Origin of the sequence: Mesorhizobium sp. M8A.F.Ca.ET.161.01.1.1, from assembly GCF_004792105.1 — a bacterium.
GTDB lineage: Bacteria > Pseudomonadota > Alphaproteobacteria > Rhizobiales > Rhizobiaceae > Mesorhizobium.
On sequence record NZ_SRTD01000017.1, the window covers coordinates 38,477 to 63,449 of the forward strand.

Genomic DNA, 24,973 nt, shown 5'->3' on the forward strand with positions numbered 1-24,973 from the left:
GGGGCCTCAGCATCGGTTCACCGGGTTTCCGTCATCGACTGAAGCGAATTGCCCCATCGACCGTCACCGGGTGGGCCGCGATACGTCGCCGTATATGATTAGCGAGCGCACGTAGCGGAGCCATAGCTCTCCACCCAGCCATGTTCCCCTAGTTGGAAAATGTCCGGCGGACCAGAGGTGCTGTCGTCAGCTTTTCCTGAATAGCGGCCAAGGCAATCCCTACCAGTCCATCACCACCTTGCCGGAACTGCCGCTCTTCATCGCATCGAAACCGATCTGAAAATCGTCGATGCCGATGCGGTGGGTGATCAGGCCGGAGACATCCAGCGGACCCTGCACAAGCGCGATCATCTTGTACCAGGTTTCGAACATCTCGCGGCCGTAGATGCCTTTGAGATGCAGCATCTTGAAGATGACCTTGTTCCAGTCGATCTCGAAGCCGGTCGGCGCGATGCCCAGAATGGCGATCTTGCCGCCATTGTTCATGGTGTCGATCATGTCGCGGAAAGCGGGGGTGGCGCCTGACATTTCGAGGCCGACGTCGAACCCCTCGGTCATGCCGAGCACCGGCATGACGTCGCGCAGCTTCTCCTTCGAGGCGTCGACGACATGCTGGACGCCGAGTTTCTTGGCTAGCGCCAGCCGCAGCGGGTTGATGTCGGTGATGACCACTTTGCGCGCGCCGACGCATTGGGCGACGAGCGCGCCCATGATGCCGATCGGCCCGGCGCCAGTCACCAGCACGTCCTCGCCGACCAGATCGAAGGACAATGCGGTGTGGACGGCATTGCCCAAGGGATCGAAGATCGCGGCAATCTCATCGGGCACATCGTCGGGGATCGGCACGACATTGTGCTGCGGGATCGCCAGATACTCGCCGAAGGCGCCTGGACGGTTGACGCCGACGCCGAGCGTGTTGCGGCACAGATGCCCTCGCCCGGCGCGACAGTTGCGGCAATGGCCGCAGACGATGTGGCCTTCGCCCGATACACGCTGGCCGACCTTGTATTCGGTGACCGCTGCGCCGAAATCGGCAACGGTGCCGACGAATTCATGGCCCGTCACCATCGGCACCGGCACCGTCTTCTGCGCCCACTGGTCCCAATTGTAGATGTGCACGTCGGTGCCGCAGATCGCCGTCTTCTTGATCTTGATCAGCACGTCGTTGGGGCCGATTTCCGGCACCGGCACCTCTTCCATCCAGATGCCCGGTTCGGCCTTGGCCTTCACAAGCGCCTTCATCATGTTCGACATCAGGATTTCCCTATTCCGTGATTGCGCTTCTGGCGAGATAGCCTGCACAACGGGAAGGTAGGCCACTAACTCGTTTGAACGTCCGGAATGGTCAGCCCCGCCTGCTCAGCCTCGCGGCGCAAATTCTGACGGGGCCTGGGGCCGATCTGCTGGATCACCAATCCGGCTGCCAGTGAGCCAAGGTCGCCGCAAGTCTGCAGGTCGCGGCCTTGCGTGTAGCCATGCAGGAAGCCGGCGGCATAGAGATCGCCGGCGCCCGTCGTGTCGACCAGTTCCTTGATGGCGGTCGCCTTGATCACCACGGTCTCGTCGCCGCGCACGATCACCGAGCCTTTTTCCGAGCGGGTGACGGCGGCGATCCGGCAATCCTTGCGGATCTGGGCCAGCGCCTCGTCGAACGACGATGTCTGGTAGAGCGACTTGATCTCGTGGCTGTTGGCAAAGACGATGTCGACCGTGCCCGAGCGCACCAGGTCGAGGAATTCGTCGCGGTAGCGGTCGACGCAGAACGAATCCGACAGCGTCATCGACACTTCTCGGCCTGCCGCGTGCGCCAGCTTCGCCGTCTGGCGGATTGCCTCCTTGGCGCGCGGCGGGTCCCACAGATAGCCTTCGAAATAGGTGACCTTGGCGCCGGACGCCTTGTCGGCTTCGACATCCTCAGGGCCAAGCTCGACGCAGGCGCCGAGATAGGTGTTCATCGAGCGCTCGCCGTCGGGCGTGACGAAGATCATCGAGCGCGCCGTCGGCGGCTCACCCTTGAGCGGCGTGGTGCCGAAGGCGACGCCCTGCGCATGGATGTCGTGGGCGTAGATTTCGCCCAGCGCATCGTTGGAGACCTTGCCGAAGAAGGCCGCGCGGCCGCCGAAGCTGGCGACGCCGGCCGCCGTGTTGCCGGCGCTGCCGCCGGACGCCTCGATCGCCGGCCCCATGCGGCTGTAGAGCAGTTCGGCGCGCTGTGTGTCGATGAGGTTCATCGCGCCCTTGATGATGCCGTTGGTCTCGAGGAATTCCTCGTCGCACTGGGCGATGATGTCGACAATGGCATTGCCGATGCAAAGCACGTCATAATCCGGCATCAAAATCTCCGCCAAAACCCGAGCCGGCTTCTTGCCACGCCGGCCGGGCGTGGTCTCGCGAGTTGAAATGGGTTGCCGCATGCGCTTGATCCAGCCGCCCTCACGCAGCTGCCGGTCCGGCTTCACGCAGCAAATCGTCAGCTTTGTCCGTCTTCTCCCAAGTGAACTCAGGCTCTTCACGCCCGAAGTGTCCGTATGTCGCCGTCTTGCGGTATATCGGCCGTAAGAGATCAAGCATCTTGATGATGCCTTTCGGTCGGAGATTGAAAACCTCGAGAACAAGGCGCTCGATCCTTTTTTCCTCGATCCTTGCGGTTCCGAAGGTATTGACCATGACAGAAACCGGACTGGCCACGCCGATCGCGTAGGCAAGCTGAACCTCGCAGACCTCCGCAAGGCCGCTGGCAACGATGTTCTTCGCGACATACCGGGCGGCATAGGCCGCCGAGCGGTCAACCTTGGATGGGTCCTTGCCCGAAAAGGCACCGCCGCCGTGACGCCCGGTCCCACCGTAGGAATCGACGATGATCTTCCGTCCTGTGAGGCCGCAGTCGCCGGCAGGCCCACCGACCACGAACCGCCCTGTTGGGTTGACCAGAAATCTGATCCCCGAAGTATCCAGGTGGGCCGGCAGGACCGGTTTTATGATCTCCTCAATGACGCCTTCGCGGACCGTGGCTTGTGAGACCGCTTCGTCATGCTGCGTTGACAGGACTATGGTATCCAGCGCCACCGGGCGGAGCCCTTCGTAGCGTACCGACACTTGAGATTTCACGTCCGGACGCAGCCAGCCAAGCTGTCCCGCTTTCCGGACCTCGGCCTGTCTTTTCGTCAAATGGTGAGCGAGTTGGATCGGCAGGGGCATCAATGTATCCGTCTCGTTGCATGCGAATCCAAACATGATGCCCTGATCCCCTGCCCCTTGCCCGAGATCCTGCCCTCGTCCTTCATCAACGCCCTGGCTTATGTCGGGCGACTGCTCGGTGAGGGCCAGAACGACGGCGCAACGTCGACCATCAAAGCCAATCGCATCATCGTCGTAGCCAATATCGAGTATCGTATCGCGGGCGACTTGGCTGTAATCGATGTGGGCATGGCTGGTGATCTCGCCAGCCACAACGACCATCCCCGTCTTCACCAACACTTCACAGGCGACGCGCGCCTTCGGATCGGTGCGCAGGACCGCATCGAGAATGGCATCGGAGATGTTGTCTGCCATCTTATCGGGGTGTCCCGCGCCGACGGATTCGGAAGAGAACACGAACTGCCTGGTCATAAAAATGCCCTCGCTTCAAGTGCTGGAGTTAGTGAGGAGTTTCTGGATTGGGGTGGCTTATCGGTCGGGGATGCCGGGAACATCGAACGCAGTGCAGAAGTCGGCAACGTCTCTTCGTACGCTCGCATGAACTTCCTGGTCATCGGGCTGGCGGCAGACCGAGTCGATGAAAGCGGCGATCTGCACCATCTCCGTTTCGCGCATGCCCATGGACGTCACCGCTGGTGTCCCTAAGCGGATGCCGCTTGTCAGCGCCGGATGCCGCCGGTCGCCCGGGACCATATTGAAATTCGCAATGATGCCTGCACGCGATAAGCGCTCCGCATAGGCTTTGCCTGACAGCGACCGGTCCCGAAGATCAAGGATCAGCATGTGATTGTCAGTGCCCCCGGTGACGAGTTCATAACCTCGCTCCAGAAGTGCCTGGGCCAGAGCCTTGGCGTTGTGGACGATCTGCTGACCGTAGACACGAAAGGACGAGTTCGCTGCTTCCTGCAAAGCGACGGCAAGCGCGGCGATAGTATTCATATGCGGTCCGCCTTGCAGAAGAGGGAACACGGCGCGGTCTATACGTTTGGCCAGATTGTGTTTGCTCTTCGGATGATGGAGGGGCTGATAACGGTCTTCATTCCTTGATAAAATGAAGCCACCCCGGGGACCGCGGATCGACTTGTGAGAGGTGCTGGTGACCACATCGCAATGGGACACGGGGTTCGGATGCACTCCTGCGACAACCAGGCCGCAGATGTGGGCGATGTCAGCCACCAGATACGAGTTCACCTCCGAAGCAATTTCGGCCATTGCCGCGTAGTCAAAAATACGCGGATAAGCAGTTCCGCCGACCCAAATTAGCTTCGGGCGTTCCCGCTTGGCGGTCTCGCGCAAGTGGTCATAGTCAATTTGCTGTGTCTTTTCGTGCAGCCTGTACGGGACGCGCTGATAATCGCTGCCGGAAAAATTGACGGACCAACCGTGAGTCAGATGGCCGCCTTCGGGTAAAGGCAAGCCCATGACTTTGTCACGGGGGCTCAAAAGCGCGCGATAGACAGCCTGGTTGGCTGGCGAGCCTGAATAAGGCTGGACGTTGGCATGTTCACTGCCAAATAGCGCTTTCAGGCGCTCGATCGCGAGGGTCTCAAGCTCATCGACGATCTCGTTTCCGGCGTAGTAGCGCGCACCGGGGTATCCCTCGGCATACTTGTTGGTGAAAATCGACCCGGTCGCTTCCAACACCGCCGAGGAGGCAAAGTTCTCGGAGGCGATCAGTTTGAGAGTTGTCCGCTCCTGACGCTCCTGTCTTAGAAGCAGTTCGTGAACGCGGGAGTCGACGGCGGCTAAGTGAGGCCGCCCGTAAGTGTCGGGCTGCGCGATGGCGCCGCCGGCGGAGTTATCCATGGTAGTCGCGCTCCATTTGGACTGATCTATTTCACGATCAAGCAGGCGGTCCCTTCAACCGCGCGTCTTGTATTGCTTCCAGGCGTTGTAGGTCTCTTTTATGATGGCCATCATCGTGGGGCAGGAGATCGACCACCAATTGAGCCAGCTCGCCATCCTTGCCTCCTGCTTGCATATGGTACGAAGACTGCGGACGTTGTTCGTTGCAGCAAAGAAAGTTGGCTCTGACCAGCCGCCGAACGTGGCGTCGAACCTGCTCGCGAGGCAGACCGGTAATATCGGCCAGCTCGCCGACGGTTAGATCCGCATGCGCGCAAAGGCCCAGGATTCGAAGGCGATCAAGATGCGCTGCCGTCCTTAGGCGATTTACCAGTGTCAACATTGGTTAGCATCAACCCGGACGGGATGCAGCAAGCCGCTAGCCCTTCTATCCCCATCAATCCGCATGAGACCTCTCTCGTCATTTGCTGTAAATCCGCTGGTATGGATGCTAATGGAAGATAGATCACAGTCCTTTCTACGACTAAGACGCCAGATATTGGGGCTAATGTACCACCTGACAGGAGACTACACTCACGAACATTATGTGAATTTTTTTTAACGTTGCTGAGAATCAAGGGGGAGGTTTGGCGAATGTCTCGCCGTCGACTGTCGAATCCTGCCCGACGGGATTATAGGGTGCGTAGCCTGCTTGTCCTTTCCACATGACCAGCGACGATGGGGCGAAGGCGGCAGACATAGCTCTGGAGCATGCTGCGGTATCTTTGGCCTGAAGCCGAGGAAGGCGGACCGTGGCTTCCGCGCCGCTGCCGGGAGCCCGCGAACAGGCCAAGTGGATCAGCCGGGTGTTGCCGTCATAGAGCGTGAGACCCAAAGCTGGCCAGCCGCGCCCTGAGGCTGACGCACCGCTCAGCGTCCACCTTGCTCTCGAAGCCCATCGGCATAGCGCCGATAACGACTTGACCGCGTGCGTGTCGACGAGCGATCGGTGAGCGCAAGGATCGAGGGTGCAGTGCAGGATAATGCTGTTTTAAATCAGCGCTGTTTTCAGCCGACTGCCTTGAGCGTGGCACGAGGATATAGGCCCAAGGCAGGAGATCATCGTCTGCTGTTCGGGAGGCCGCCCTGGGCGCGCGACAGCCGTTCCTTCGGCTGCGCCGCTCCGCCACCATCCGCGCCGTGCCTTCCGGAGACCATTCCCGCTACCGGCCGGCGCCCGTGAAAACCTCGACCCGGCGCACCGGCTCGAGATGGCTGGGCTCAGCGTAACTCTGAAGTCGTCATATACCGAAGTCTTCACAGACTTCGGACATCCCCCTCACAGTCCGATCCAGATGGCGTCAGGAACACCGCTTGCGTTGATGCGGATGAACCCCTGCTTGTGCCACAATGACCCTTATGTCAGCGCGCGAGCCAAAGCTTCCGCGCAAGGCGACGGCTAGGATAAGGCAATGCCGACGAAGGGCACATTGCTTGCCACACTCTGGAATGATGGCATGCTCGGAAGGCCTAGGCTTTGCTCAGGGCCGCCTGCAAGGCGCGCTTTGAGGTTATTCACATAGCCTTCTGCGTAGTCCTGCGCCGTCGAGACCGAAAGATCAATGCCTGCCGCCAAGGCCTCTTCCATCAGGTGCTTTACGAGCCCATTTCGAATGGCCAGCTTGACCTCGGGGCCTGCGATAAGGCCGATCGCCTGCGCGGCCATATTGAGGCCAGCTTCCTCCAGCGCTCGCTTCATATCGCCTCCGTTAATGGCCGTACGCAGGAGATTGGCTGCTTGCGACTCAGCCTCGAGAACCATCGAGGCAAGATCGGCTACTTGTCCGAGGCCCGGAATGAAGCTGAGCAGTCCCACCGCCGTTGCCGCCAAGTCGAGCACTTTCGTCTCGATTTTGAGCACGGAGTCGACGACGTGCATGACGGCCCCGCCGTTCTTTTTGGCTGACTTAATGTCAGGCTGGTCCATCAGGCCCATCTTCATGTCCGCGACGGCATTCTGCTCTTCTGCGGTTTGGGCGCCGTGGGTGATTGGCTGCTGAACGTTGCGGTTCGCAGACGACATGTTTGTGCAAAAATGGGCAAAGTCTTTTTTGCTGATATTGCCGGAATCAACCGTATGCCCGCCGCCAAAGTCGAAGAATTTATGATGGGTCTTATAGCCCGTGATCGAATTGTTCAGGAGGCCAAACAAAAGAGGATCTGAAAGGAGCTGAGAGGCTGCTTCCCGCACTTTCGGATCAAGGCTCTTGTCGTCTTTCATTTTCGCCAGTTTGTCGCGAGTCAGAACACCGCTTCCAAAGAACGTGTCCTGATGGTCCTTGATCATCTCGACCGTATTCAGCTCAGTTTGCGTGAGGCTCATCGACGATGAGGCGACTTGCAGGAAATCCTCTTTGTGCATCTTCCCTTTCGAGCCACCGCACAACTGGTTCCAAGCATCGGGGTGATCGAGGAAATATTGCGCCGCCGCAATGACCTGGGGCGGAAATTTGCCGTTTTTCGATTCGCCGCCGACCATTTTCTTGAACTCATCCAGACTCAGGTCCTTGGACAGATTTTCGGAGTACCGGTAAAACTCCCGCAAGGCATCGCTCAAGGTCATGACCGAAGGCTGCAAACCTCCGCTGCCGTCGGATGGTATGTAGTTCTGCTCGTAGCTTCGCGCTTGGGCTTCCTGAAATGCAGCAACTTGTGGGTGGTGGTTTGAAAATCCGGCCAAGTCCTTGGCGTTGATCTTGCCTCCACAGCGGCCGTCGCCCTGCGAGCCAATCGCATAAAAAAGTCCCGAATCCTGCTGCAGTCCCTGGATCGCCGCTTTCAGATCCGGTGGCGTAGAGGGATCATTGGCTTTGTCGGTCAACGACTTCCAAGTAAGCGGGCATTGGTCCTTGTGACGGTTGAGTACCGCAACAATCTGCAACTCAGCCGTGGTCAGCGACCCACCGTTCCACGTGATTCCGGGGCTCGGCCTGGGAGCCGGCTCGATCTTCGGAGTGACGCCGAGCAGATGTTGGGCTTCAGTCGCCTTGGAGCGTTGCGATTGGTCCTCCTTGAGAGCCGCCCTCATATTTGGCGGCAGCAGATCCAGTGGGTGTTGCTCCAAGCCATTCAATGTCAAGACATCCGGTGCCAGATGGCCCAAAGGGTCCTGCCGCAATTTATCCATTGTCGAATCAAGATTCGACGCTGGCAGATCCCCTTGCGCGAAAGAGCCGGGCTTGTCTGCCAGCACACAAGTGGACAGCATCGCTTCGAAGCACGATGCACTTTGCTGATGCTGGGTCGCAAAATGGGAAACTTTCAGGCCCGGCCAACCCCTTGCGGACTGTAGCGAATTTGAGCGGTAGAAAGTTGAAAGATTACTGGCCGACATTATGCATCCTCAGACGTGACGTTGAAATCCCCACAAGAGACCCCGACAGAAGATCCCTTGCGTTTCACAAAATTCGACAATTCCAAGCGTCGGCAGGTCACGAATGCGCCTGCCCTGCCTTCAATTGCTGTGTTCCGGGCCGGCTCCAAGGTTCGGTCCAACACAATGGCCGGAGTCACCGCGAGAGCTGCCGGGACTCATCATGAGCGGATTAGCTTTCGAGAAACTGACGAGTTTGCGAAGAGTTCACAAAGGGGTAGCCGCAGTCATGTTCTTCAGAGCTGCGGGAAATCCTCAATGTTCATTTCTTGCCCAGCTCAGGCTTCCCGCCAACGCTATCCTGTTGTGGGATGTCAGAAGAATAAGAAGCATCCGGTCGTCCGTCGCGAACGACCGTAGTGGAGGAGCCGCGAAACAAGATCAGCACTGATTCCTTTGGCGTTGCCGCTATGTGAGTCTGCGCCTGCGCCTGCGCCACCAAGCCGTTAAAGGTCTGCTCCACGAGTGCGACGAAGCGCGGTGGACCGGAAACGAAGACGAGGCCATTGCCTGGCACGGGTTTGACCACATAGCGCTCGTCGGAGATATCAAGCTTGTCGAGAGCCCCCTTGAACGCATCGAAGCGAATCGACGTCATCAAAAGCATTCGAGTTTGCGATTCTTGTGCAGCAGACACATAGAGCACAAGGCCGTCATAGTACCATTGTAGACCGTAAAGGTTCGTCAAGCGGTCGAGGAACGCGCGCGGTGGCAAATCAGGCATACGTCCGCGAATTCGCCCCTTCACCGCAGGACTGATGTTGACCCTGATATTCAGGTTGTTGCCGAATTCCTGCAACGCTGCAGCGAGCTCCTGATCCAGAACCGTGTATCTATAGGGTGTGGCCGGAAGGGACAGCGGGACTGCATGCGCCGGGTGAATCCCGGTGGACAGAAAAAACCCGGCACAAAGAAGTCTCAAAACATGCAGGGTGACGGGTTGGATAAGCGTTCTCGGCATGTCGCACTGATAAACCAAACGCTGAAATCATCACAAGTGACTAAATTGCCGAAGAGATTTTAGATTGTCGAAATGACGCCGCCGTTAGTCAGCTTGTTGTCAGCTTGCCCCCCTAGGAGTGTTGCGCCGACACCGGGTGATGAATGGGCGGGGCTCGCCCGGTCAGAGAGAGCAACCGAGTCCTTACATGATGATGCCTGTCACGTCGATCTCTGCCACTCTAACGGCTGGCCTCCCCAGGGTCGGATCACCGTCGATTGTCGAGCAGGCCCAGTTTGAGCGCGCCTTAGGGCATGCAGCCGACTCGCTGAAAAACGATGCCGCCGCGGGGCCAGCGAGTGCGGCGCCAGTTGCTGCGGCGATGGATGTTCAGCGCGCGGCTGCGCCGACGAGCGGCATGGGCGATCGCGTGTTGCAGACGATTTCCTCCCTATATCCACACAACACTGTTTCCTTCCCCGCGCTCGACCATGACATAGCCCTTTCGAAGGGCGCTCTACCGGGACCGGCGCAGAAGCTTCCCGTTCCAGGTGAGGCGGGAACCGGAATCTCGGGCATTCCCCAACAAGGGCAAGACTTCGAAACGATGATGGCTGGTCTTCGGGATGTTTACAACGGCGTCACCCAGGTGGCGCTTATCTCCAAAGGCGTCAGCGGCGTCACATCATCCGTGAATAAACTTTTGAAGGAAGGCTGAACCGCGCGCATGATTGGCTTGGCCGAGGGCGAAATCATGCGTGGCCTGTCAGGGTGGCGGTCGGTTAGGCTTGTCATGCTGCCAGTTCTCGTCGCCCTCACTGCTTGCAAAGCCGACCTCTACACGCAATTGCAAGAGCGTGAGGCAAATGAAATGCTCGCACTTCTTGAAGACAACGGGGTCGCCGCGATCCGGGTGGTCGCCAAGGATGGAACCAGCACGATCCAGGTTGACGAAAAGCTGCTCGCCTTCTCAATCAACCTTCTGAACGCCAAGGGGCTGCCGCGCCAATCCTTCAAGAACCTCGGTGAGATATTCCAAGGATCAGGCCTGATTGCCTCGCCGACCGAAGAGCGTGCCCGTTACGTGTATGCCCTGAGCGAAGAGTTGTCGCGGACGATCAGCGATATCGATGGCGTTTTTTCTGTACGTGTTCACGTCGTGCTGCCGCATAACGACCTTGTGCGAGCCGGTGCCACGCCATCCTCGGCCTCGGTGTTTATCAGGCACGACGCAAAAACAAATGTCGCGGCTCTGCTGCCAAAGATAAAGATGCTTGTAGCCGACAGCATCGAAGGCCTGTCCTACGATAAGGTGGAAGTGGTTTTGGTGCCGGTAGAACGGTCCGCACACGAGCAACGGCCCGATCCGACTGCTGTTTTGCCACAAGCATCACTACCTCTTCCTGCGCCACTTCTGGCGACCGTAACAGGTTTTGCCGCAGCCGTATTCGCCGTGGCCTGTTATCTCTTGATCGGCGTTGTTACGCGTCGGCGCAAGCAATCAACCGGCGTTTCCAAGGTCGAGGGGCGCCGGGATGCTTCTGCTGTCGAGGCCATTCGCAAAAGAATGCCTGCAATTGGACGTGGGTGACATCTCATTGCCAATGCCTATACAGACCGCCCGACCTGATGGTCCGCACTTTCCGGGCGCGAGCGAGCTTGCGGCTTCGGCCCATCCAACCCGTCTTGCGGCGCGTCTTGATCCAGCGTTATCGGCCGAAACGTTAGTGAAGTTGCAGAAGTGTTCCAGACTGCATCCAAGGCTGGCAGAATTGCTGGGCAACGATGACGTGGATCTGAACCACATCGGCTGCAGGCCGGACCTTCTACGCGGGCATGATCCATATCGAGCGGCCCTTCTTGCTGGTAGTATCTGGCATGCCCGTTCGCTGGTCGCGTTTGTCTCTCAGCCTGAGCTTGCCATCCTTGTTAAACGCATCGGCGTGGATGCACACGCATTCGGAATCCGACACCTGCTGCATGCTGTTGACAAAAGACTGATCTCGGACCCAGAAAAACTCGCTCAGCAAATCGAATACGATGGACACGCATGTCTTGGAGCTTGGCTCCAGGACAGTTCAGCGACCGAGCGTAACCGCGTGCTTCTTCGATTGCCCGAGGGGACTGCCGCGGAGACTCCAGCACCTGAGCATTGGACCGCCGCCGGCCAATTGCTTTCACTTGTAGTAGCTCATTTTGAGACAGAGACCCCGGTGAAATGACAGTCGAACTTTCCGAGGGGCCAATAGCGCCGCAGATGCGTCCAGTCGGACCACTGATACCCGCGAGCGAGCTCGAAACCTGGCACAGCGCCGCGCAAGCCCTTGCCGCGGCAGAACGGCATCGGCAGCGCGTTCGAAACTGGGCACGCGCGGTTTACCAGCGGGCGTGGGCGCGCGGCCACATGGAGGGCTCGAATGCAGGCACCGAGGAGATGGCAGGGTTGATTGCGGAGACAATCTCCGAAATCGCGCGACGAAAGGCCGCTCTGGAGCAGGAATTGCCGCAGCTCGTGATGGAAATATTGAGCGATCTTATCGGCGCTTTCGATCCGGGCGAGCTATTGGTGAGGGCTGTTCGTCACGCCATAGAGTGTCAATACAGCGGCGCCGACGTTTGCCTTCATGTTTCTCCCATGCAAGTCGACATGCTTGCACGAGAGTTTGCTCGATGCGACGGCCAGGATGGTCGACCAAGGGTGCGGATCGAGCCCGACCCGACATTGTCGCCGCAACGCTGCGTGCTGTGGAGCGAGTACGGCAATGTTGACCTTGGACTTGACGCCCAGATGCGCGCGCTGCGCCTTGGTTTCGGGACGCTCTGTGAGAAAGGCGAGCTATGAGAAAGCCCGTCCCAGAACATAACGCTGACGCCGACACTCGAGCTCTCGTTCCAGCAATCTCGTCTTTGAGGGCTGCGGCCAAGCGAATTGACACGCGTGCGGTGCGCGGTCGGATCACGCGGGCTATCGGCACACTGGTTCATGCCGTCTTGCCAGACACTCGTATTGGGGAACTTTGCCTCCTAGAGGACCCGCGAACCGGGCTGTCGCTCGAGGCCGAGGTGATCGGCCTGTCGGGTGATGGTGTATTGCTGACACCGATCGGGGACTTGGTGGGCCTATCCAGCCGCGCAGAGGTCGTGGCCACTGGCCGAATGCGTGAGGTGCCCGTCGGCGGCGATTTGCTCGGTCGCGTGATCGACAGTCGTTGCCGCCCATTGGACGGCAAAGGCGAAATCAAGACCGTCGAAACTCGGCCCCTGCATGGCAGAGCCCCCAATCCGATGACGAGGCGCATGATTGAGCGGCCATTCCCGCTTGGGGTCCGTGTCCTCGATGGTCTGCTAACGTGCGGCGAGGGCCAGCGGATCGGGATTTATGGCGAGCCAGGTGGTGGCAAGTCGACGCTGTTGTCACAGATCGTAAAGGGTGCCGCCGCTGACGTCGTCATAGTGGCGCTCATAGGCGAACGTGGACGGGAAGTTCGTGAATTCATCGAAAGGAATCTTGGTGAAGAGGGCCTTCTCCGTACGGTCGTCGTGGTTGAAACATCCGACCGCTCGGCGGTAGAGCGTGCGCAATGCGCTCCAATGGCGACTGCGCTCGCGGAATATTTCCGCGATCAAGGCCTACGCGTTGCTCTCATGCTGGATTCGCTGACGCGCTTCTGCCGCGCTATGCGCGAAATAGGCCTTGCTGCGGGTGAGCCGCCGACGCGACGGGGCTTTCCTCCTTCCGTTTTTGGCATGCTGCCAGGCCTGCTCGAGCGCGCCGGCATGGGTGAGCGGGGCTCAATCACGGCCTTCTATACGGTGCTTGTAGAGGGTGATGGCACGGGTGATCCAATCGCCGAGGAATCGCGTGGTATTCTCGATGGCCATGTCATCCTCTCACGCGCTATTGCGGCGCGATCGCATTTCCCCGCTATTGATGTGCTGCAGAGTCGCAGCCGCGTCATGGATGCAGTCGTTTCGGGGACACATCGCAAGGCAGCATCCATTTTCCGCGAGCTCCTGTCGCGCTATGCCGAGACCGAGTTCTTGATCAATGTTGGCGAATACAAGCCAGGTGGAGATCCCCTGACTGACCGGGCTGTCGCGTCAATCGACGAACTGAGGGAGTTTCTGCGCCAGAGCGAAGATGACGCGTCAGATTTCGAGGAGACGGTCGCATGGATGTCGCGTCTGACCGCGTAAACTGGATTCAGTCTTCGAGGTTACGGCTTCTGAAGGAAATGCAAGAGCGTCGTGCCCTTGGCGAGCTGTCCAAGAAGGAAGCCCAGCGCGATGTGGCCGCCTCAGCCGTACAAAATGCCTCTAGGGAGCTTGCAATGATACAGCAACATTGTTCAAGAAAAGAAGCAGCGCTCTATCAGCATCTGATGTCACTCGACAACTTGTCTAGCGCAGCGCTCGACCGTCACCGCCTTCACACTGAACAACTTGCCGCTGAGATCAATTCCAGACGGCAGATGCTTGATGATACCCAAATCGCTCAAGAGGAGGCTGAGATGGCGGCGTCCAGGACGAGGGAGCTATGGGTCATATGTTCGGCGGCAAGGGACAAATGGCAACAAATCGAGGACGACGTGCGGCGCGCCGTCGAGACTCATTCGGAGGCCGCAGCCGAGATCGAGGCCGACGATGAGATACTGCTGAAATATGCGAGGGGGTCGCTTGCCTAAATGCCGCGCAACCGGATCCGACGGTCGCAAGAGGTCGTCCGAATGACACGACCGTGCAGTCTTTGATAGGCGCTGCGGTCACACCCGCCATGTTCGAACCAGTTCTGAAACTGTCCCACACGGTTGTCTCGTGGCTCAATGATACAGCAGCGCCGCGCACGCCGTTTCAAAGCCGGATCAACGAGGTGCCGCTATCGGTGCGAACGGCAGGGCTTGTCTGGCAGCAGGAACCTGCTGCCATTCCGATGCTTGACTGCGTCTGGAGAGTGGGAGCCGAAACGGTCATCTTGTCACTGTCGCGCCCGCTCGTAGAGGAGTTCATCACGACAGTGCAGAACGGCTTGGCCTTCCCTTCCGAGCCAACTGCTTCGCTAATTCTCGAACTCGCTCTGGAGCCGCTTGTCACTCGACTGGAGGAGACGACGCGTCTGAACGTGCAACTCGTGCGGGTATGCGAAGCCACGATGCTGGCTCCTCATCTTGAACTCGACATCATTTTCGGCGCGGTCAAGGGCAAGGGCCGTCTATTCCTGTTCACGCCACTTGACGGCTTAGTACCGCCTGCGTTTCGCGCGCTAGGCGAACTGCTTGCCCAGTTGCCGCGGCAGCTGGGCGGGCTGCCTCCAGAGCTCCCGCTCATTGTTGCAGGAGAGGTCGGCACGCTTCGCCTTCCTGCGGCGCTTCTTCGAAGCGCATGTGTCGGTGATGCATTGTTGCCCGATATTGCGCCGTTCGGCCGCGGCCAGATCACCCTAGCTGTCGGCCAGTTGTGCGCCGAGGCGGATCTTGACGGCGATGAATTAATCTTGCGGGGGCCTTTCCGCCCGCGACCGTGTCCTTTGGAGAGTGCGCATATGACACAACCCGGATCGCAACTGGAGCTTACTAAGGATCTCGACGATGTCGAGATCGTGCTTGTCTTTGAATGCGGCCGCTGGCCTATTTCTCTTGGGGAATTAAGAAGTGCCGGCGAAGGGCATATTTTTGAACTTGGATGGCCGATCGACGGCCCGGTCGACATAGTGGCCAATGGTCAGCGTATCGGGCGTGGCGACATTGTCCGCATCGGAGAAGAGCTGGGCATCAGGCTCCGTGGCGGGTTTGCATGCAATGAGTGAAGCTCAGCCGACAATCCTGGCGCTTCTTGCGGTTACCGCCGGACTCGGTCTGCTGGTTTTAGCAGTTGCCACGACAACGGCCTTTGTAAAGGTATCAATTGTTCTTTTCCTCGTCCGCAATGCGCTCGGGACCCAGACCATACCACCCAATGTGGTGCTGTACGCCGCGGCGATGATCCTCACTATGTTCGTTAGTGCGCCCGTTGCTGAGCAGACCTATGACCGCATGTCGGATCCCAAGCTCCACTATCAGACATTCGACGACTGGGTAAGCGCCGCTAAAGCCGGAAGTGAGCCCTTGCGCGAGCATCTCAAGAAATTCACAAATGAAGAGCAGCGGCGATTTTTCCTATCTTCGACAGAAAAGGTCTGGCCAGAGGAAATGCACGCTGCAGCCACGCCTGATGACTTTGCAATACTTGTACCATCTTTCTTGCTATCAGAATTGAAGCGCGGATTTGAGATAGGATTTCTACTTTATCTGCCTTTTATTGTTATAGATCTGATAGTGACAACTATCTTGATGGCAATGGGTATGTCGATGGTCTCACCAACTGTTATATCTGTCCCGTTCAAGATCTTCTTGTTTGTTGCCATTGATGGTTGGTCAAAATTGATGCATGGGCTTGTGCTGAGTTATACGTTACCGGGAGGCTGATCATCACTGAATCCAGCATCATTACTCTTATGAGCCAATCACTGGTGGTTTTCATGATCTGGATTCTACCGCCGCTCATTGCATCAGTGGTTGTCGGCCTCGTCATCGGCATCCTCCAGGCGGCGACGCAGATCCAGGATGAAAGCTTGCCGCTCACCGTGAAGCTTCTGGTCGTTGTCGCGGTGATTGGGCTGTTTGCTCCTGTGCTAAGCGCCCCGCTCATAGAGCTAGCCGATCAGATCTTCACCGAGTTTCCCGCAATGACACTTAGCTACTAGTCCGCCCCATGGACGCGCCATCGGCCGATATTCAAATTCTGATCCAGACGGCTCTCGAACTCGTCGTTGCGGCAGGTCTTGGGGCAGCCCGCGCGATGGGCATCATGCTGATCTTTCCCGTATTCACACGCTCGCAGATCAGTGGGCTGATCCGGGGCTGTTTGGCTGTTGGCTTCGCACTACCATGCCTGGCACACGTCAGCGGCGGATTGCCGGCGCTGGATCCTGATACGCGCCTGATCCAGCTAACCCTGCTCGGATTCAAGGAAGTTTTTGTCGGTGTACTCCTTGGCACTTTTCTTGGCATTCCGCTTTGGGGCCTTCAGGCTGCCGGGGAGCTTATCGACAACCAACGCGGCATCAGCAGCCCGACCGCTTCGGCCGATCCCGCGACGAACAGTCAGGCTTCCGCGATGGGCGTTTTTCTGGGGATCACTGCGATTGCCATATTCGTCGGATCAGGAGGCCTGGAAACTTTGATCAGTGTCCTGTACCGCAGCTACTTGATCTGGCCGGTGTATCAGTTTCACCCGACACTGAGCGGGCCAGGAGCAATGGAGTTGTTGGGGCTTCTCGACCGCATAATGCGCACGGCATTATTGGTATCGGGGCCTGTCGTGTTCTTCCTGATACTGATTGATATATCGATGATGCTGCTGCGTCGCTTTGCCCCGCAATTTAAGGCGAGCCAACTGTCTCCGGCAATCAAGAACATTGTCTTTCCAGTTCTCATGGTCACCTACGCTGCCTATCTGGTGGAGAGCATGAAACTGGAGGTCACACAAGCCAACGGCGCGCTGGAGTGGTTCGACAAATTGCTGCCATGAGCGACACAAGTGAAGAGAAGACACACGCCGCCAGCCCGAAGAAGTTAAGTGAAGCGCGCAAAAAAGGACAGCTGCCACGTAGCTCCGATTTCGTCCGCGCGGTCGGGACTTGCGCTGGGCTCGGCTACCTTTGGCTAAGAGGCAGCGTGATCGAGGACAAATGCCGGGAAGCGCTCCTATTAGCCACCAAGTTGCAGAGCCTACCTTTCGATACCGCGGTGCCGCAGGCATTGGTTGTGCTCGTCCAACTCACCGTCGCGGCTGTTGGCCCGCTGCTTGGAACCCTCGTCGCCGCGGTGATTTTGGCCAGCCTGCTAGCCAATGGTGGATTTGTCTTCTCTCTGGAGCCGATGAAGCTCAGCTTTAAGAAAATTGACCCCTTTGAAGGGCTGAAGCGCTTGGGGTCTGCTCGTTCCATGGTCGAAGTCTGCAAGACCATGTTCAAGGTATTGGTTCTCAGCGCAACCTTTTCCATTGTCCTTCTCGGGATGTGGAAGACAATGGTCCCTCTGCCGATCTGCGGCATGGGCTGTGTTGGCCTCATCTTTATGGAGACAAAATTGCTGATGGGAATTGGCGCCGGCGCACTGCTGGTCGGCGGACTGATCGATCTCCTGCTCCAGCGCGCGTTGTATCTGCGCGAAATGCGCATGACCAATACCGAAGTGACGCGCGAGTCGAAGGATCAGCAAGGAGCGCCAGAGTTGAAAGGTGAACAGCGTCGCATCCGCGAGGAGGCGGCCGACGAGCCTGCGCTTGGCGTGCATCGCGCCACGCTGGTCTTAACAGGAAGGGCGGTCCTGATCGGTCTGCGTTACGTTCGCGGTGAAACCGGGGTGCCGTTCTTAGTTTGCCGTGCCGAAGGTGAGCGCGTTTCACATGTGTTGAGCGAGGCGCGGGCACTACGCCTGACGATCGTCCATGACCATGTCTTAGCGCGTCAGCTGATAAGCACTACAAAACTCGGCCACGCGGTTCCTATGCAATATTTCCAGCCTGTCGCGAAAGCATTCTTTGCCGCAGGCTTGGCCTAGTCATTGGAAGTCCACGACTGCCCAGTTCAAAACTGACCTGGTTCCATGCTAGTGGCAAATGTCGGCTGGCCATCCGTGCCCCAGTGTCTCTGTCAGGCCAACCGCGCAACCGCGGGCCTGGGGCAATCACTCCCCTCGGATCTGCCACCCAGCAACTACGGCAAGTCCTCCGGGCATGACCTTTCAGCCTCTGCTGGCCGGTGCGTGGCGCAGTCCGAGGTTTTGAGGCCGGCAGTGCGGATTTGATTGGTGCAGCCGTTGGAATGCCCTCGTCAGCTAGTCGTCAACTAAGCGCCCTATGTTGAACAGCCGTGCTAACTTGAGCTCGGTTGCGAAACATAGGAGTACGAATCGTCATGTATGGTCGAATTGGTGGCTCATCCGATAGTTACCGCGCGCATAATGCCGGCGAGCAATCGGATGCAGGAAGCGAAGGGTTCGCGGACACATTTGCCCGAATGCACTTATCCGGATCGGAAGGTAGCGGCGCCTCATCATCGGCGGCTCCCCAAGCATACTCCCTCAATTCCCGACCTCCTGTGGTGGAGATCAACAGGACTTCCTTCAGGAGACAGGTGAGGCAATTTCATGGTGATGAAATCACGCACATCGCCGACAATCCTCAAGAGTATTCGGAGTTCGTATCGTCACGAGCCAGGCGCACCGCGGACGTTGCTCAGCAATATGGCATCCGTCGAGATACGGAGCACGCGCGATATTTCAGTTACCAATTGGGAGACCGGAGTGCCGGACTGCTGAGAATGGAAGGCGGATTCAGCATGAACGAGTTCGAATCGGAAAGTTGGCGGGAACAATTTCCTGGTCGAACTGAGGTCACTTCCATAGTGGATCTTCAAGTCGCCCATCCGCTCGTCGAAAATGCGGGCGATATTCTGCTGGAGCATCAACTTCGGATAGACGGCGACCGACCGTTGCTGAATTGGCGTGCGGCTAATCCGGAAGCACAAGCGCGCGCGCAGACGATGGGGTTTGTTGAAGTGGATCATGGCGACCTGGTGCTTGACCCTACGCAGCATCCCGACAAATGGACGAAGAACAGTGCCGGTGAGTGGCAGCGTGCAGGCAAACCTCCACTCTATCTCCACAAAACCGAGGACAGCGACAGCAGCGATAGCGGGTCCGACGACGATTTCATGTGATTTGTCGACCCGCCGCCGAGCCTTGCAACTGGTGACGGTTGCAAGGCTGTTGGCAGTGAATGCTAATTGTCCGGCGACAGCCCCGCCTTAGCGCCAGCGCCGCCGAGCAATCCAGCCCATCTCCCAGACAATAAACTGCGGATGCGCATCGTGGGTGCTTGCGAGCGGATTGTATTCGGGCCGGAACTCCGCCTCTTGGATACGAGCTCTCCCGAATCCAATTTTCTCCACCACACCGTTGGGTCGTTGCGATGCGCCGATCCCGATCGGATCGGCTATGCCTGCTCCGCGCTCGCAGGAAGACCTTCCGCCTCGATCTTGGCGGCGCGATCTCGGCGATAAGTTGGATGGGAGGCAAGATACGCCGCCACGTCAACAGCAGGTAACGCGACATCGCAAATCGGCCCTGACGGTAGCCGATCGACTCCAATCGCCGGACCGCAACTCGCGCAGCGGCATTCGCGGTTTGGCCAGGAGAAATGCTCGCTGACTCACAGCGTGGCCGGCCGCATTCTGCCCTAGACCCCAAAGTACGTGCCCTGTCATGCAGCCTGCGCCGACGGGAGCTCGGCACGCGAATGGCGTGGTTGGCGGCCAAGCCCCGAGGTCAACAAGGACTTACAGAAAGCGGGGGTGAGTTTGCCGCGATGAATTATGACCTTCTCGCGACCGGACCTAGCATCGGCTTCCTCTCGCTCTCGATTGTAGCCGCGCTGTTCGTTGGATTTAACGTGGCAAGCGGTGAATTCGGAATCAGCCAGCCCTTCCAAGTTTCTGGCCATGACGGGGCGACTCGTGTGGATGTGCACCCACATCGGGCTCGGCATCGCACCATTGACCAGCATCTTGGGCTGCAGCTTCATCTCAAACAGCTTTCCTGGCTCGCCACGCAGCGCGATCGGTGCCTCCGGCGGCATCAATTCGTCGGCATTGCACAAATGTTCCAGGTATTTTTGCGCCGGAAATGCGTAGGTCTTCATGCAATCAGTCGTAATGCCGGCTTTTCCTTCATTCAATGCGTTGGCCTGTCCCAGCACCATGTTCAGCAACCCTTTGAGCTGGTCTGTGCGTTCGTGCACTTTGGGTAGCTGGGTGGAGGTGAGTAGCAGGCGTACATTACGCCCCTGCAACCCGGCGAGACAGGTTTGCATCTCAATGGCCTGGGCTCGCAGGTACTGGGCCACATCGTCCACGACCTTACCGGCCTCCTCAGGCTTCATCTGGCGCACTTGGGAGACGACGCTTTGCTGACCGGCCAGATCGAACTGCAAAAGTTCGTCCAATCGTTTGAGCCGCTCCGTCAATACCTCCATTGACAACGCGGCGCCCCCGATTGTCGAGCCTGCCCCCGACGAACTCGCAGCCACCTCTTGCGCTCTCACCTGTGTACTCGCAACTTGATCCGAGCGCGCGAGAACCTTGGCTGCTGGCACTGTGCCGGCGTTCGCAGCGACTGGTGTTGATGGCTGCCCGGCGGCAGAAGTCCCGGCGCGAGCTGCCGACTTATGCTTTGACTTCCCTTTCCTTCGCGCTGTAGTGCCTTCTGACACTGCAGCCGTACCAGCAGTGTCAGCCGGTATCGCAGCGCCTGCCTTGGCCGGCATCGCAGCGCCCGCCTGGGCCTGTGGCGCCATGATGGCTGACGGCGGAGACTGCAGGTTCAACAAGTGCATGGCATCGTGCGCAGTGATCCATGCATCGTCCACGATCCGTTCGAACAGTTTCAATGGGAGGCCGGCATCTGGGTAGGTATGGCTTAGCTTGGTATGCACCTCGTGCAACGCCAATCCAAAATCCGAAAGCCGCTCCATGATTTTTTCTACAACCGCGCAATCATGAGCGTTGAGTGCTTTGCCATCATCCATTATGCCCTTCGCCAAAGAGAGGGCGCGAAGAGCTTCTTGACCGGCGCTTGCCATCAGCTGCACCACTCCATTTCGACCGACGAGGAGTTCCTTCAAATCTGGCTCGAACCTGCTCGCCCGCAGTTCAATCTTGGCCCGCGCAAGACCGATCCGCTCACGGACCAGCCAGATCCTGACACTCAGTACCGAGCCGGCACGCAGCCGCAGTGCGCACCGCTCGGCTTCCCGCATCACGGGCGTTCCACTGGATAGGCTAGCGGTGGCAGCGCAGGCGGATCGCTGCCGTTCGGAGCGCCATGCCTTTTTTTCCCACCACTTAATTGCCGCCGTATGGTGGTTCTCCACATTTAAAATCAACAGCTCCTGCCGGTCCGCCTGGGAGTAGGAGTAGAGTTTATCGACCATACCTGCCGCTTTCTTGGTCTTTTTGTCCAATTTCGTGATCGTCGACAGGCCAAGTTTGTCTACTTCATTCGCGGCGTCGCACACGATCTGGCAACATCTACGCACCTTGTCGTCTGGCATAATTGTCTGCGCCTCAGCCGCAGGCAGGCTAGCGCGGTACTCCAGAATTGCTGAGGCTGCATCGACGACCCGACTGATCAGCTCCACCGCCTCCTCGGGGACGTCGGTTTTCCTGGCCGCAGCCTCGCAATCAGTCAGTTGTTGAACAAGACTGTTCATTCTGAGCTGTGTCGGACTGATATCTTCATTTGACGATGAGCTGGTGCCTTCCACCTGCGCGGTTGATAGTTGGCTACCGACCGGCGCCATGGCTTCGCCCTCAGACATGGAGGGAGAACCGCGCCGCCTTGCGGCTGCGCCACGTGGCGCTACGGTTCCGCGTGGTGGCGCAGCGGCTCCACGTGGCGGTGCGTTCAGGATTTGATCTTCGCCAATCGAGGCGCCTGGCAGACTTTCGCGGGCATCGCCTGGACCGCGCGCAACTGGAAGGGAGGAGGGCCTCCTATCGGCGTCCCCAGAGCGCATCTGCTCCACAACGGAATCGAATGACTGTCCACCTTCTCCCGCAGCAAGACTTGATTGCGGAAGGGAACTGCTCGCCCGCCCCGCGCGGCTGGCTCCAGTTTCAGCCTGCGATTTCCGTGGTCGGCCAATGCCCTTCATATTGCGTCTCCGTAGTAGGCGAGAATGTGCTGCTATTGTGCTGGCGGCTGACGAGACCAGCGGCATCTTTCGGTTAACGTCACGGTCAGCCAGACCCGCGACGGCGTAATGTTCCCGCCAAAGTGCTTCTCAGTAGCAGGCCAAGATTGGCCCGAGCTCACAGGACTTTCGCAACGTTGCCATCGATGTCCTGAGATTATCAGCGCTTCAGTCCGCCGATTTCCAGGAACAGCGAATGAAATCAGACCAACTCGGCTAGCTCCCCTTCCTAGACACGTGCCTGACGATTTTATTGAGGCGTCACTCCTCTCGTTCGCCACCGACAAAGTCACACATTTGCTTCAGAGAAGCGTGTGCGTTGCGTATCGCGCGGGAAACCATTTCGATCTATAGTTACAAAAAGTGTCGAGACGGGACCTTTGGATCCGAAGGTCAGGCACGGCCGGCCTAGATAGACCGCTTGGCTGACGATTAGCTGACGATGGGAGTTCTCACGAACAGGGCAAGAAAATCCGACCGCTTCAAGCTTTCGATATGGTGAGAAGAGGATCCGCACCGGCCTCCCAAAGCCGGCAGACCATCCCATGTTCGTACGGTCGCCGACCTTCTCGAAGCCAATGAGCTCACCGCGCCGGGCCGTGATGTGCAGGCGAGAGAATGGTGATGCAAAGACCGAGTTCCTGCTCGTTGCGTGCGCCCGTGGAGCCAGCAAGAATACGGTCATTGCGGTCATGCAGCACGTGGACCGTGTCTCCTGTTCGACACCACAGCATCGAGGATGCAAACGAGCTGCTGCGGCTGCCATTCGGTCGCGGCATGCGTGGACGGCGGGATTGGCCGAACAGCCGAGATCGTGGTCGACTGTTCGATGCGAGAGCAACATCCTGCAGAGCATACGTTTTTGCGCTGGCCGGTTTTTGTCAAAAGCCGTCAGGTTCTCGAAAGCTCCCGCCCTTAGCTTGATCGAGGTTAACCTTTAACACGTCGCCGCCAATGGCAAATGCCGGAGTACCTGATGATAGCAGCAATTGGGAGTGGAGTTGGCAACCTCGGGACTTCCTTGATCCGAAAGGGCCATGGGGATTCGAAATCCGAGCATTCTGGTGATGGCAAGCCGGCTGGTGGCAATGATGGCAAGCCGGCTGGTGGCAATGATGGCAAGCCAGCTGGTGGGAATGATGGCAAGCCAGCTGGCGGGAACGATCGGGCGGATAACCGGACCGTTTCAAATGATCAACTTCAAGACAACTCACAGTCTGCAGCACAAAGTGAAGCCTTCCAAAGTATCCTGCGATCGTTCGCGTTCCAATTCGCGAACAATGCGATGGCTGAGGCCGATGAAGCTTTGGATGACACAGAAGATGCCTGACGCGAGAAAATCCGGCGTGAGGTCATACAGGCCGTTATTGACGGCACAACTCCAACAGAAAAAGGAATGATCATGGCTGCAGTTGATAATAATAAAAAATCAGGCAATACCAATACCAGTAGCGCCGGCAATACCGATAAAACTAACAGTGGCACTCCCGGCAATACAAGCGGAGCTGATGCTACTGCTTTTCAGGCGCAAGTGCAGGAACTAACCAATGTTAGCTTGGAGGCGACGAAAAGGAGTGTCCAGTTGCGCACTCTAACGACCAATCTCCAGACCATCAAGAAGGCCGCCGACGAACGCGTTTCGTAATGTCGGAAGCGGGTTTTAGACTGCCCCCTAGCGCGTCTCCTTATTGACGCGACGTAGTCCCGAAATGAGCCGCATGGCAATTGCCATGCGGCTTCTATCCTGTTTGAGAGATGCTCTGTGGATGACGCCGTTTCCCTCCGTTTCGAAGTGCGTTCGGGGCACTATTGCGGTCTGACCGGCAAGACGGATCTTCAAAAGTGTTTAATCGGCAGCGGCTTCGATGCCGATTTGGTCTTTGTCGAGCAGGGACTGGCACCGCATCACCTTCGTGTAACTCTTCTTGGCAAGTCGATCGAACTGGAGGCGCTTGCACCCGGACTCAGTATCGAGGGCAACCGGAATATCGCCGCAGGCCAGTCCGTTGTTGTGCCCCTTCCTGTCGTCCTGCTCGTAGGCGAGATGTCCATTGCTTTGTCCGTGCAGGATGCAGAGCCGCCTGGTTCGACCGGCATACCGCGCCTACCGATCGGTGTGCTCGCCATGGTCATAATCAGCTCACTCGGGATCGGCGCGCTTTCAGGCACGATCTCCTATCTTGGCAATGCAAGTGGATCGAGCCCCAATTCACTTCGGGCTGAAGTCGCGTCCAGAACGATCAGTCACCGCGCTGACAATGAACTTACGGAGGCAGCGGCCCAAGAGCTGCAGGAGGAAGTCGATCGAGCGGGTCTTCTCGACGTCAAGATTGGGTCGGCAAAGGGTGTTGTGACCGCCGAAGGCACCGTCACGTCTGAATCGGTCATCAGCTGGCAGAAGCTTCAGCAATCGTTCGATCGTCGCACCAAGGGTACTCTAACACTGGTGAACGGAGTGCTCATCAAAGAGGAGAAGGCGCCATCCGCAATCGCGGTCGAAGCTGTGTGGCATGGGGTCCAACCATATATTGTCATCGACAGCGAGAAGTATTTTGTCGGCGCCATTTTGGCTGATGGATGGGTGGTCGAACGTATTGAGGACAGCCGTGTGCTGCTGAGCAGGAATGGCCGCATTGCTGCTCTCCAATATTGAAAGCTCGCAGGCCCCATCAAGCAGCACTCTATGGCCAGCCAAACATCCTGTCGCGCTCGGTGCTGACAAGCTGGCTGCGTTGGAAACATTTGCTGCCCAGCCATTTCGCGCCTGCTTGTGGCTCTCATGCAGGGTCACGCGCTGGCCAAGGCTGAGGCGCCTTCGGAGTTCG

The 24,973-nt window shown here is 58.2% G+C and carries 23 protein-coding genes; 15 read left to right on the forward strand and 8 right to left on the reverse strand.

Annotated features, from left to right (window positions below; all coding sequences use genetic code 11):
- Nucleotides 1-219: 219 nt before the first annotated feature.
- From tdh to EN804_RS28595, 7 genes are all read right to left on the reverse strand, one after another.
- Nucleotides 220-1,254 carry an L-threonine 3-dehydrogenase gene (tdh, locus tag EN804_RS28565; protein WP_127309475.1) on the reverse strand — a complete coding sequence of 345 codons (1,035 nt, stop codon included), beginning with the start codon at nt 1,252-1,254 and terminating at the stop codon, nt 220-222.
- A 65-nt stretch (nt 1,255-1,319) separates the two neighbouring features.
- Nucleotides 1,320-2,333 carry an adenosine kinase gene (locus EN804_RS28570; RefSeq protein WP_063170366.1) on the reverse strand — a complete coding sequence of 338 codons (1,014 nt, stop codon included), beginning with the start codon at nt 2,331-2,333 and terminating at the stop codon, nt 1,320-1,322.
- 100 nt (nt 2,334-2,433) lie between these two features.
- Nucleotides 2,434-3,609, reverse strand: a complete 1,176-nt coding sequence (gene metK / locus EN804_RS28575) for a methionine adenosyltransferase (RefSeq protein WP_063169265.1) — start codon at nt 3,607-3,609, stop codon at nt 2,434-2,436.
- 57 nt (nt 3,610-3,666) lie between these two features.
- On the reverse strand, nt 3,667-5,004 hold the full coding sequence (glyA, locus tag EN804_RS28580; protein WP_063169266.1) for a serine hydroxymethyltransferase: 1,338 nt from the start codon (nt 5,002-5,004) through the stop codon (nt 3,667-3,669).
- Nucleotides 5,005-5,041: 37 nt separating this feature from the next.
- Nucleotides 5,042-5,386: a helix-turn-helix domain-containing protein gene (locus tag EN804_RS28585; protein WP_082826567.1), complete on the reverse strand. Its 345-nt coding sequence runs from the start codon at nt 5,384-5,386 to the stop codon at nt 5,042-5,044.
- A 1,056-nt stretch (nt 5,387-6,442) separates the two neighbouring features.
- Entirely contained in the window at nt 6,443-8,377 is a 1,935-nt protein-coding gene (locus EN804_RS28590) for an HrpF/NolX family T3SS translocon protein (protein ID WP_024505366.1), read from the reverse strand.
- 301 nt (nt 8,378-8,678) lie between these two features.
- Nucleotides 8,679-9,377 (reverse strand): secretin N-terminal domain-containing protein, encoded by a 699-nt coding sequence (locus EN804_RS28595; RefSeq protein WP_024505367.1) that lies wholly within the window; start codon nt 9,375-9,377, stop codon nt 8,679-8,681.
- Between the two features lie 187 nt (nt 9,378-9,564).
- Between EN804_RS28595 and EN804_RS28600 the strand changes: the two genes are divergently transcribed.
- The 12 genes from EN804_RS28600 (at nt 9,565) to EN804_RS28655 (ending at nt 19,116) form a co-directional block, all read left to right on the forward strand.
- Nucleotides 9,565-10,074 (forward strand): nodulation protein NolB, encoded by a 510-nt coding sequence (locus tag EN804_RS28600; protein ID WP_024505368.1) that lies wholly within the window; start codon nt 9,565-9,567, stop codon nt 10,072-10,074.
- 36 nt (nt 10,075-10,110) lie between these two features.
- Nucleotides 10,111-10,947: a type III secretion inner membrane ring lipoprotein SctJ gene (sctJ, locus tag EN804_RS28605; protein WP_272483026.1), complete on the forward strand. Its 837-nt coding sequence runs from the start codon at nt 10,111-10,113 to the stop codon at nt 10,945-10,947.
- Nucleotides 10,892-11,578, forward strand: a complete 687-nt coding sequence (locus EN804_RS28610) for a nodulation protein NolU (RefSeq protein ID WP_281033888.1) — start codon at nt 10,892-10,894, stop codon at nt 11,576-11,578. Before sctJ ends, EN804_RS28610 begins: the two co-directional genes overlap by 56 nt.
- Nucleotides 11,575-12,198 (forward strand): type III secretion system stator protein SctL, encoded by a 624-nt coding sequence (sctL, locus tag EN804_RS28615; protein WP_024505371.1) that lies wholly within the window; start codon nt 11,575-11,577, stop codon nt 12,196-12,198. The genes EN804_RS28610 and sctL overlap by 4 nt, the downstream gene beginning before the upstream one ends.
- Nucleotides 12,195-13,553, forward strand: a complete 1,359-nt coding sequence (gene sctN, locus EN804_RS28620) for a type III secretion system ATPase SctN (RefSeq protein ID WP_024505372.1) — start codon at nt 12,195-12,197, stop codon at nt 13,551-13,553. The genes sctL and sctN overlap by 4 nt, the downstream gene beginning before the upstream one ends.
- The gene (locus EN804_RS28625; RefSeq protein ID WP_032899688.1) at nt 13,529-14,041 is read left to right on the forward strand and encodes a hypothetical protein; all 513 of its coding nucleotides are present in this window, start codon (nt 13,529-13,531) and stop codon (nt 14,039-14,041) included. The genes sctN and EN804_RS28625 overlap by 25 nt, the downstream gene beginning before the upstream one ends.
- Before the next feature lie 89 nt (nt 14,042-14,130).
- A complete protein-coding gene (gene sctQ / locus EN804_RS28630; protein WP_095769044.1) occupies nt 14,131-15,159 on the forward strand; it encodes a type III secretion system cytoplasmic ring protein SctQ in 1,029 nt (342 codons plus the stop codon).
- Nucleotides 15,152-15,817 carry a type III secretion system export apparatus subunit SctR gene (gene sctR, locus EN804_RS28635; protein WP_029354851.1) on the forward strand — a complete coding sequence of 222 codons (666 nt, stop codon included), beginning with the start codon at nt 15,152-15,154 and terminating at the stop codon, nt 15,815-15,817. The genes sctQ and sctR overlap by 8 nt, the downstream gene beginning before the upstream one ends.
- A 2-nt stretch (nt 15,818-15,819) precedes the next feature.
- A complete protein-coding gene (locus EN804_RS28640; protein ID WP_024505375.1) occupies nt 15,820-16,095 on the forward strand; it encodes an EscS/YscS/HrcS family type III secretion system export apparatus protein in 276 nt (91 codons plus the stop codon).
- Between the two features lie 8 nt (nt 16,096-16,103).
- Nucleotides 16,104-16,922 carry a type III secretion system export apparatus subunit SctT gene (gene sctT / locus EN804_RS28645; RefSeq protein ID WP_127395286.1) on the forward strand — a complete coding sequence of 273 codons (819 nt, stop codon included), beginning with the start codon at nt 16,104-16,106 and terminating at the stop codon, nt 16,920-16,922.
- Nucleotides 16,919-17,956: an EscU/YscU/HrcU family type III secretion system export apparatus switch protein gene (locus EN804_RS28650; RefSeq protein ID WP_029354843.1), complete on the forward strand. Its 1,038-nt coding sequence runs from the start codon at nt 16,919-16,921 to the stop codon at nt 17,954-17,956. The genes sctT and EN804_RS28650 overlap by 4 nt, the downstream gene beginning before the upstream one ends.
- Before the next feature lie 356 nt (nt 17,957-18,312).
- Nucleotides 18,313-19,116: a hypothetical protein gene (locus EN804_RS28655; RefSeq protein ID WP_024505378.1), complete on the forward strand. Its 804-nt coding sequence runs from the start codon at nt 18,313-18,315 to the stop codon at nt 19,114-19,116.
- A gap of 542 nt (nt 19,117-19,658) precedes the next feature.
- On the opposite strand, the gene EN804_RS28660 is transcribed toward EN804_RS28655, so the two are convergent.
- Complete coding sequence (locus tag EN804_RS28660; RefSeq protein WP_246693497.1) at nt 19,659-21,773, reverse strand: hypothetical protein; 2,115 nt, start codon at nt 21,771-21,773, stop codon at nt 19,659-19,661.
- A 1,351-nt stretch (nt 21,774-23,124) separates the two neighbouring features.
- Between EN804_RS28660 and EN804_RS28665 the strand changes: the two genes are divergently transcribed.
- The 3 genes from EN804_RS28665 (at nt 23,125) to EN804_RS28675 (ending at nt 24,801) form a co-directional block, all read left to right on the forward strand.
- Entirely contained in the window at nt 23,125-23,478 is a 354-nt protein-coding gene (locus tag EN804_RS28665) for a nodulation protein NopC (RefSeq protein WP_129554541.1), read from the forward strand.
- A 72-nt stretch (nt 23,479-23,550) separates the two neighbouring features.
- A complete protein-coding gene (locus EN804_RS38220; RefSeq protein ID WP_224570034.1) occupies nt 23,551-23,793 on the forward strand; it encodes a nodulation protein NopA in 243 nt (80 codons plus the stop codon).
- 117 nt (nt 23,794-23,910) lie between these two features.
- The gene (locus EN804_RS28675; RefSeq protein ID WP_024505382.1) at nt 23,911-24,801 is read left to right on the forward strand and encodes a hypothetical protein; all 891 of its coding nucleotides are present in this window, start codon (nt 23,911-23,913) and stop codon (nt 24,799-24,801) included.
- Nucleotides 24,802-24,973 lie beyond the last annotated feature (172 nt).

Bases quoted from the DNA above. Each gene is read 5' to 3' on its own strand.
- tdh (WP_127309475.1), bottom strand. From the start codon at position 1,254: ATGTCGAACATGATGAAGGCGCTTGTGAAGGCCAAGGCCGAACCGGGC.
- EN804_RS28570 (WP_063170366.1), bottom strand. From the start codon at position 2,333: ATGCCGGATTATGACGTGCTTTGCATCGGCAATGCCATTGTCGACATC.
- metK (WP_063169265.1), bottom strand. From the start codon at position 3,609: ATGACCAGGCAGTTCGTGTTCTCTTCCGAATCCGTCGGCGCGGGACAC.
- glyA (WP_063169266.1), bottom strand. From the start codon at position 5,004: ATGGATAACTCCGCCGGCGGCGCCATCGCGCAGCCCGACACTTACGGG.
- EN804_RS28585 (WP_082826567.1), bottom strand. From the start codon at position 5,386: ATGTTGACACTGGTAAATCGCCTAAGGACGGCAGCGCATCTTGATCGC.
- EN804_RS28590 (WP_024505366.1), bottom strand. From the start codon at position 8,377: ATGTCGGCCAGTAATCTTTCAACTTTCTACCGCTCAAATTCGCTACAG.
- EN804_RS28595 (WP_024505367.1), bottom strand. From the start codon at position 9,377: ATGCCGAGAACGCTTATCCAACCCGTCACCCTGCATGTTTTGAGACTT.
- EN804_RS28600 (WP_024505368.1), top strand. From the start codon at position 9,565: ATGATGATGCCTGTCACGTCGATCTCTGCCACTCTAACGGCTGGCCTC.
- sctJ (WP_272483026.1), top strand. From the start codon at position 10,111: ATGCGTGGCCTGTCAGGGTGGCGGTCGGTTAGGCTTGTCATGCTGCCA.
- EN804_RS28610 (WP_281033888.1), top strand. From the start codon at position 10,892: ATGCTTCTGCTGTCGAGGCCATTCGCAAAAGAATGCCTGCAATTGGAC.
- sctL (WP_024505371.1), top strand. From the start codon at position 11,575: ATGACAGTCGAACTTTCCGAGGGGCCAATAGCGCCGCAGATGCGTCCA.
- sctN (WP_024505372.1), top strand. From the start codon at position 12,195: ATGAGAAAGCCCGTCCCAGAACATAACGCTGACGCCGACACTCGAGCT.
- EN804_RS28625 (WP_032899688.1), top strand. From the start codon at position 13,529: ATGGATGTCGCGTCTGACCGCGTAAACTGGATTCAGTCTTCGAGGTTA.
- sctQ (WP_095769044.1), top strand. From the start codon at position 14,131: ATGTTCGAACCAGTTCTGAAACTGTCCCACACGGTTGTCTCGTGGCTC.
- sctR (WP_029354851.1), top strand. From the start codon at position 15,152: ATGAGTGAAGCTCAGCCGACAATCCTGGCGCTTCTTGCGGTTACCGCC.
- sctT (WP_127395286.1), top strand. From the start codon at position 16,104: ATGGACGCGCCATCGGCCGATATTCAAATTCTGATCCAGACGGCTCTC.
- EN804_RS28650 (WP_029354843.1), top strand. From the start codon at position 16,919: ATGAGCGACACAAGTGAAGAGAAGACACACGCCGCCAGCCCGAAGAAG.
- EN804_RS28655 (WP_024505378.1), top strand. From the start codon at position 18,313: ATGTATGGTCGAATTGGTGGCTCATCCGATAGTTACCGCGCGCATAAT.
- EN804_RS28660 (WP_246693497.1), bottom strand. From the start codon at position 21,773: ATGTCTGAGGGCGAAGCCATGGCGCCGGTCGGTAGCCAACTATCAACC.
- EN804_RS28665 (WP_129554541.1), top strand. From the start codon at position 23,125: ATGATAGCAGCAATTGGGAGTGGAGTTGGCAACCTCGGGACTTCCTTG.
- EN804_RS38220 (WP_224570034.1), top strand. From the start codon at position 23,551: ATGGCTGCAGTTGATAATAATAAAAAATCAGGCAATACCAATACCAGT.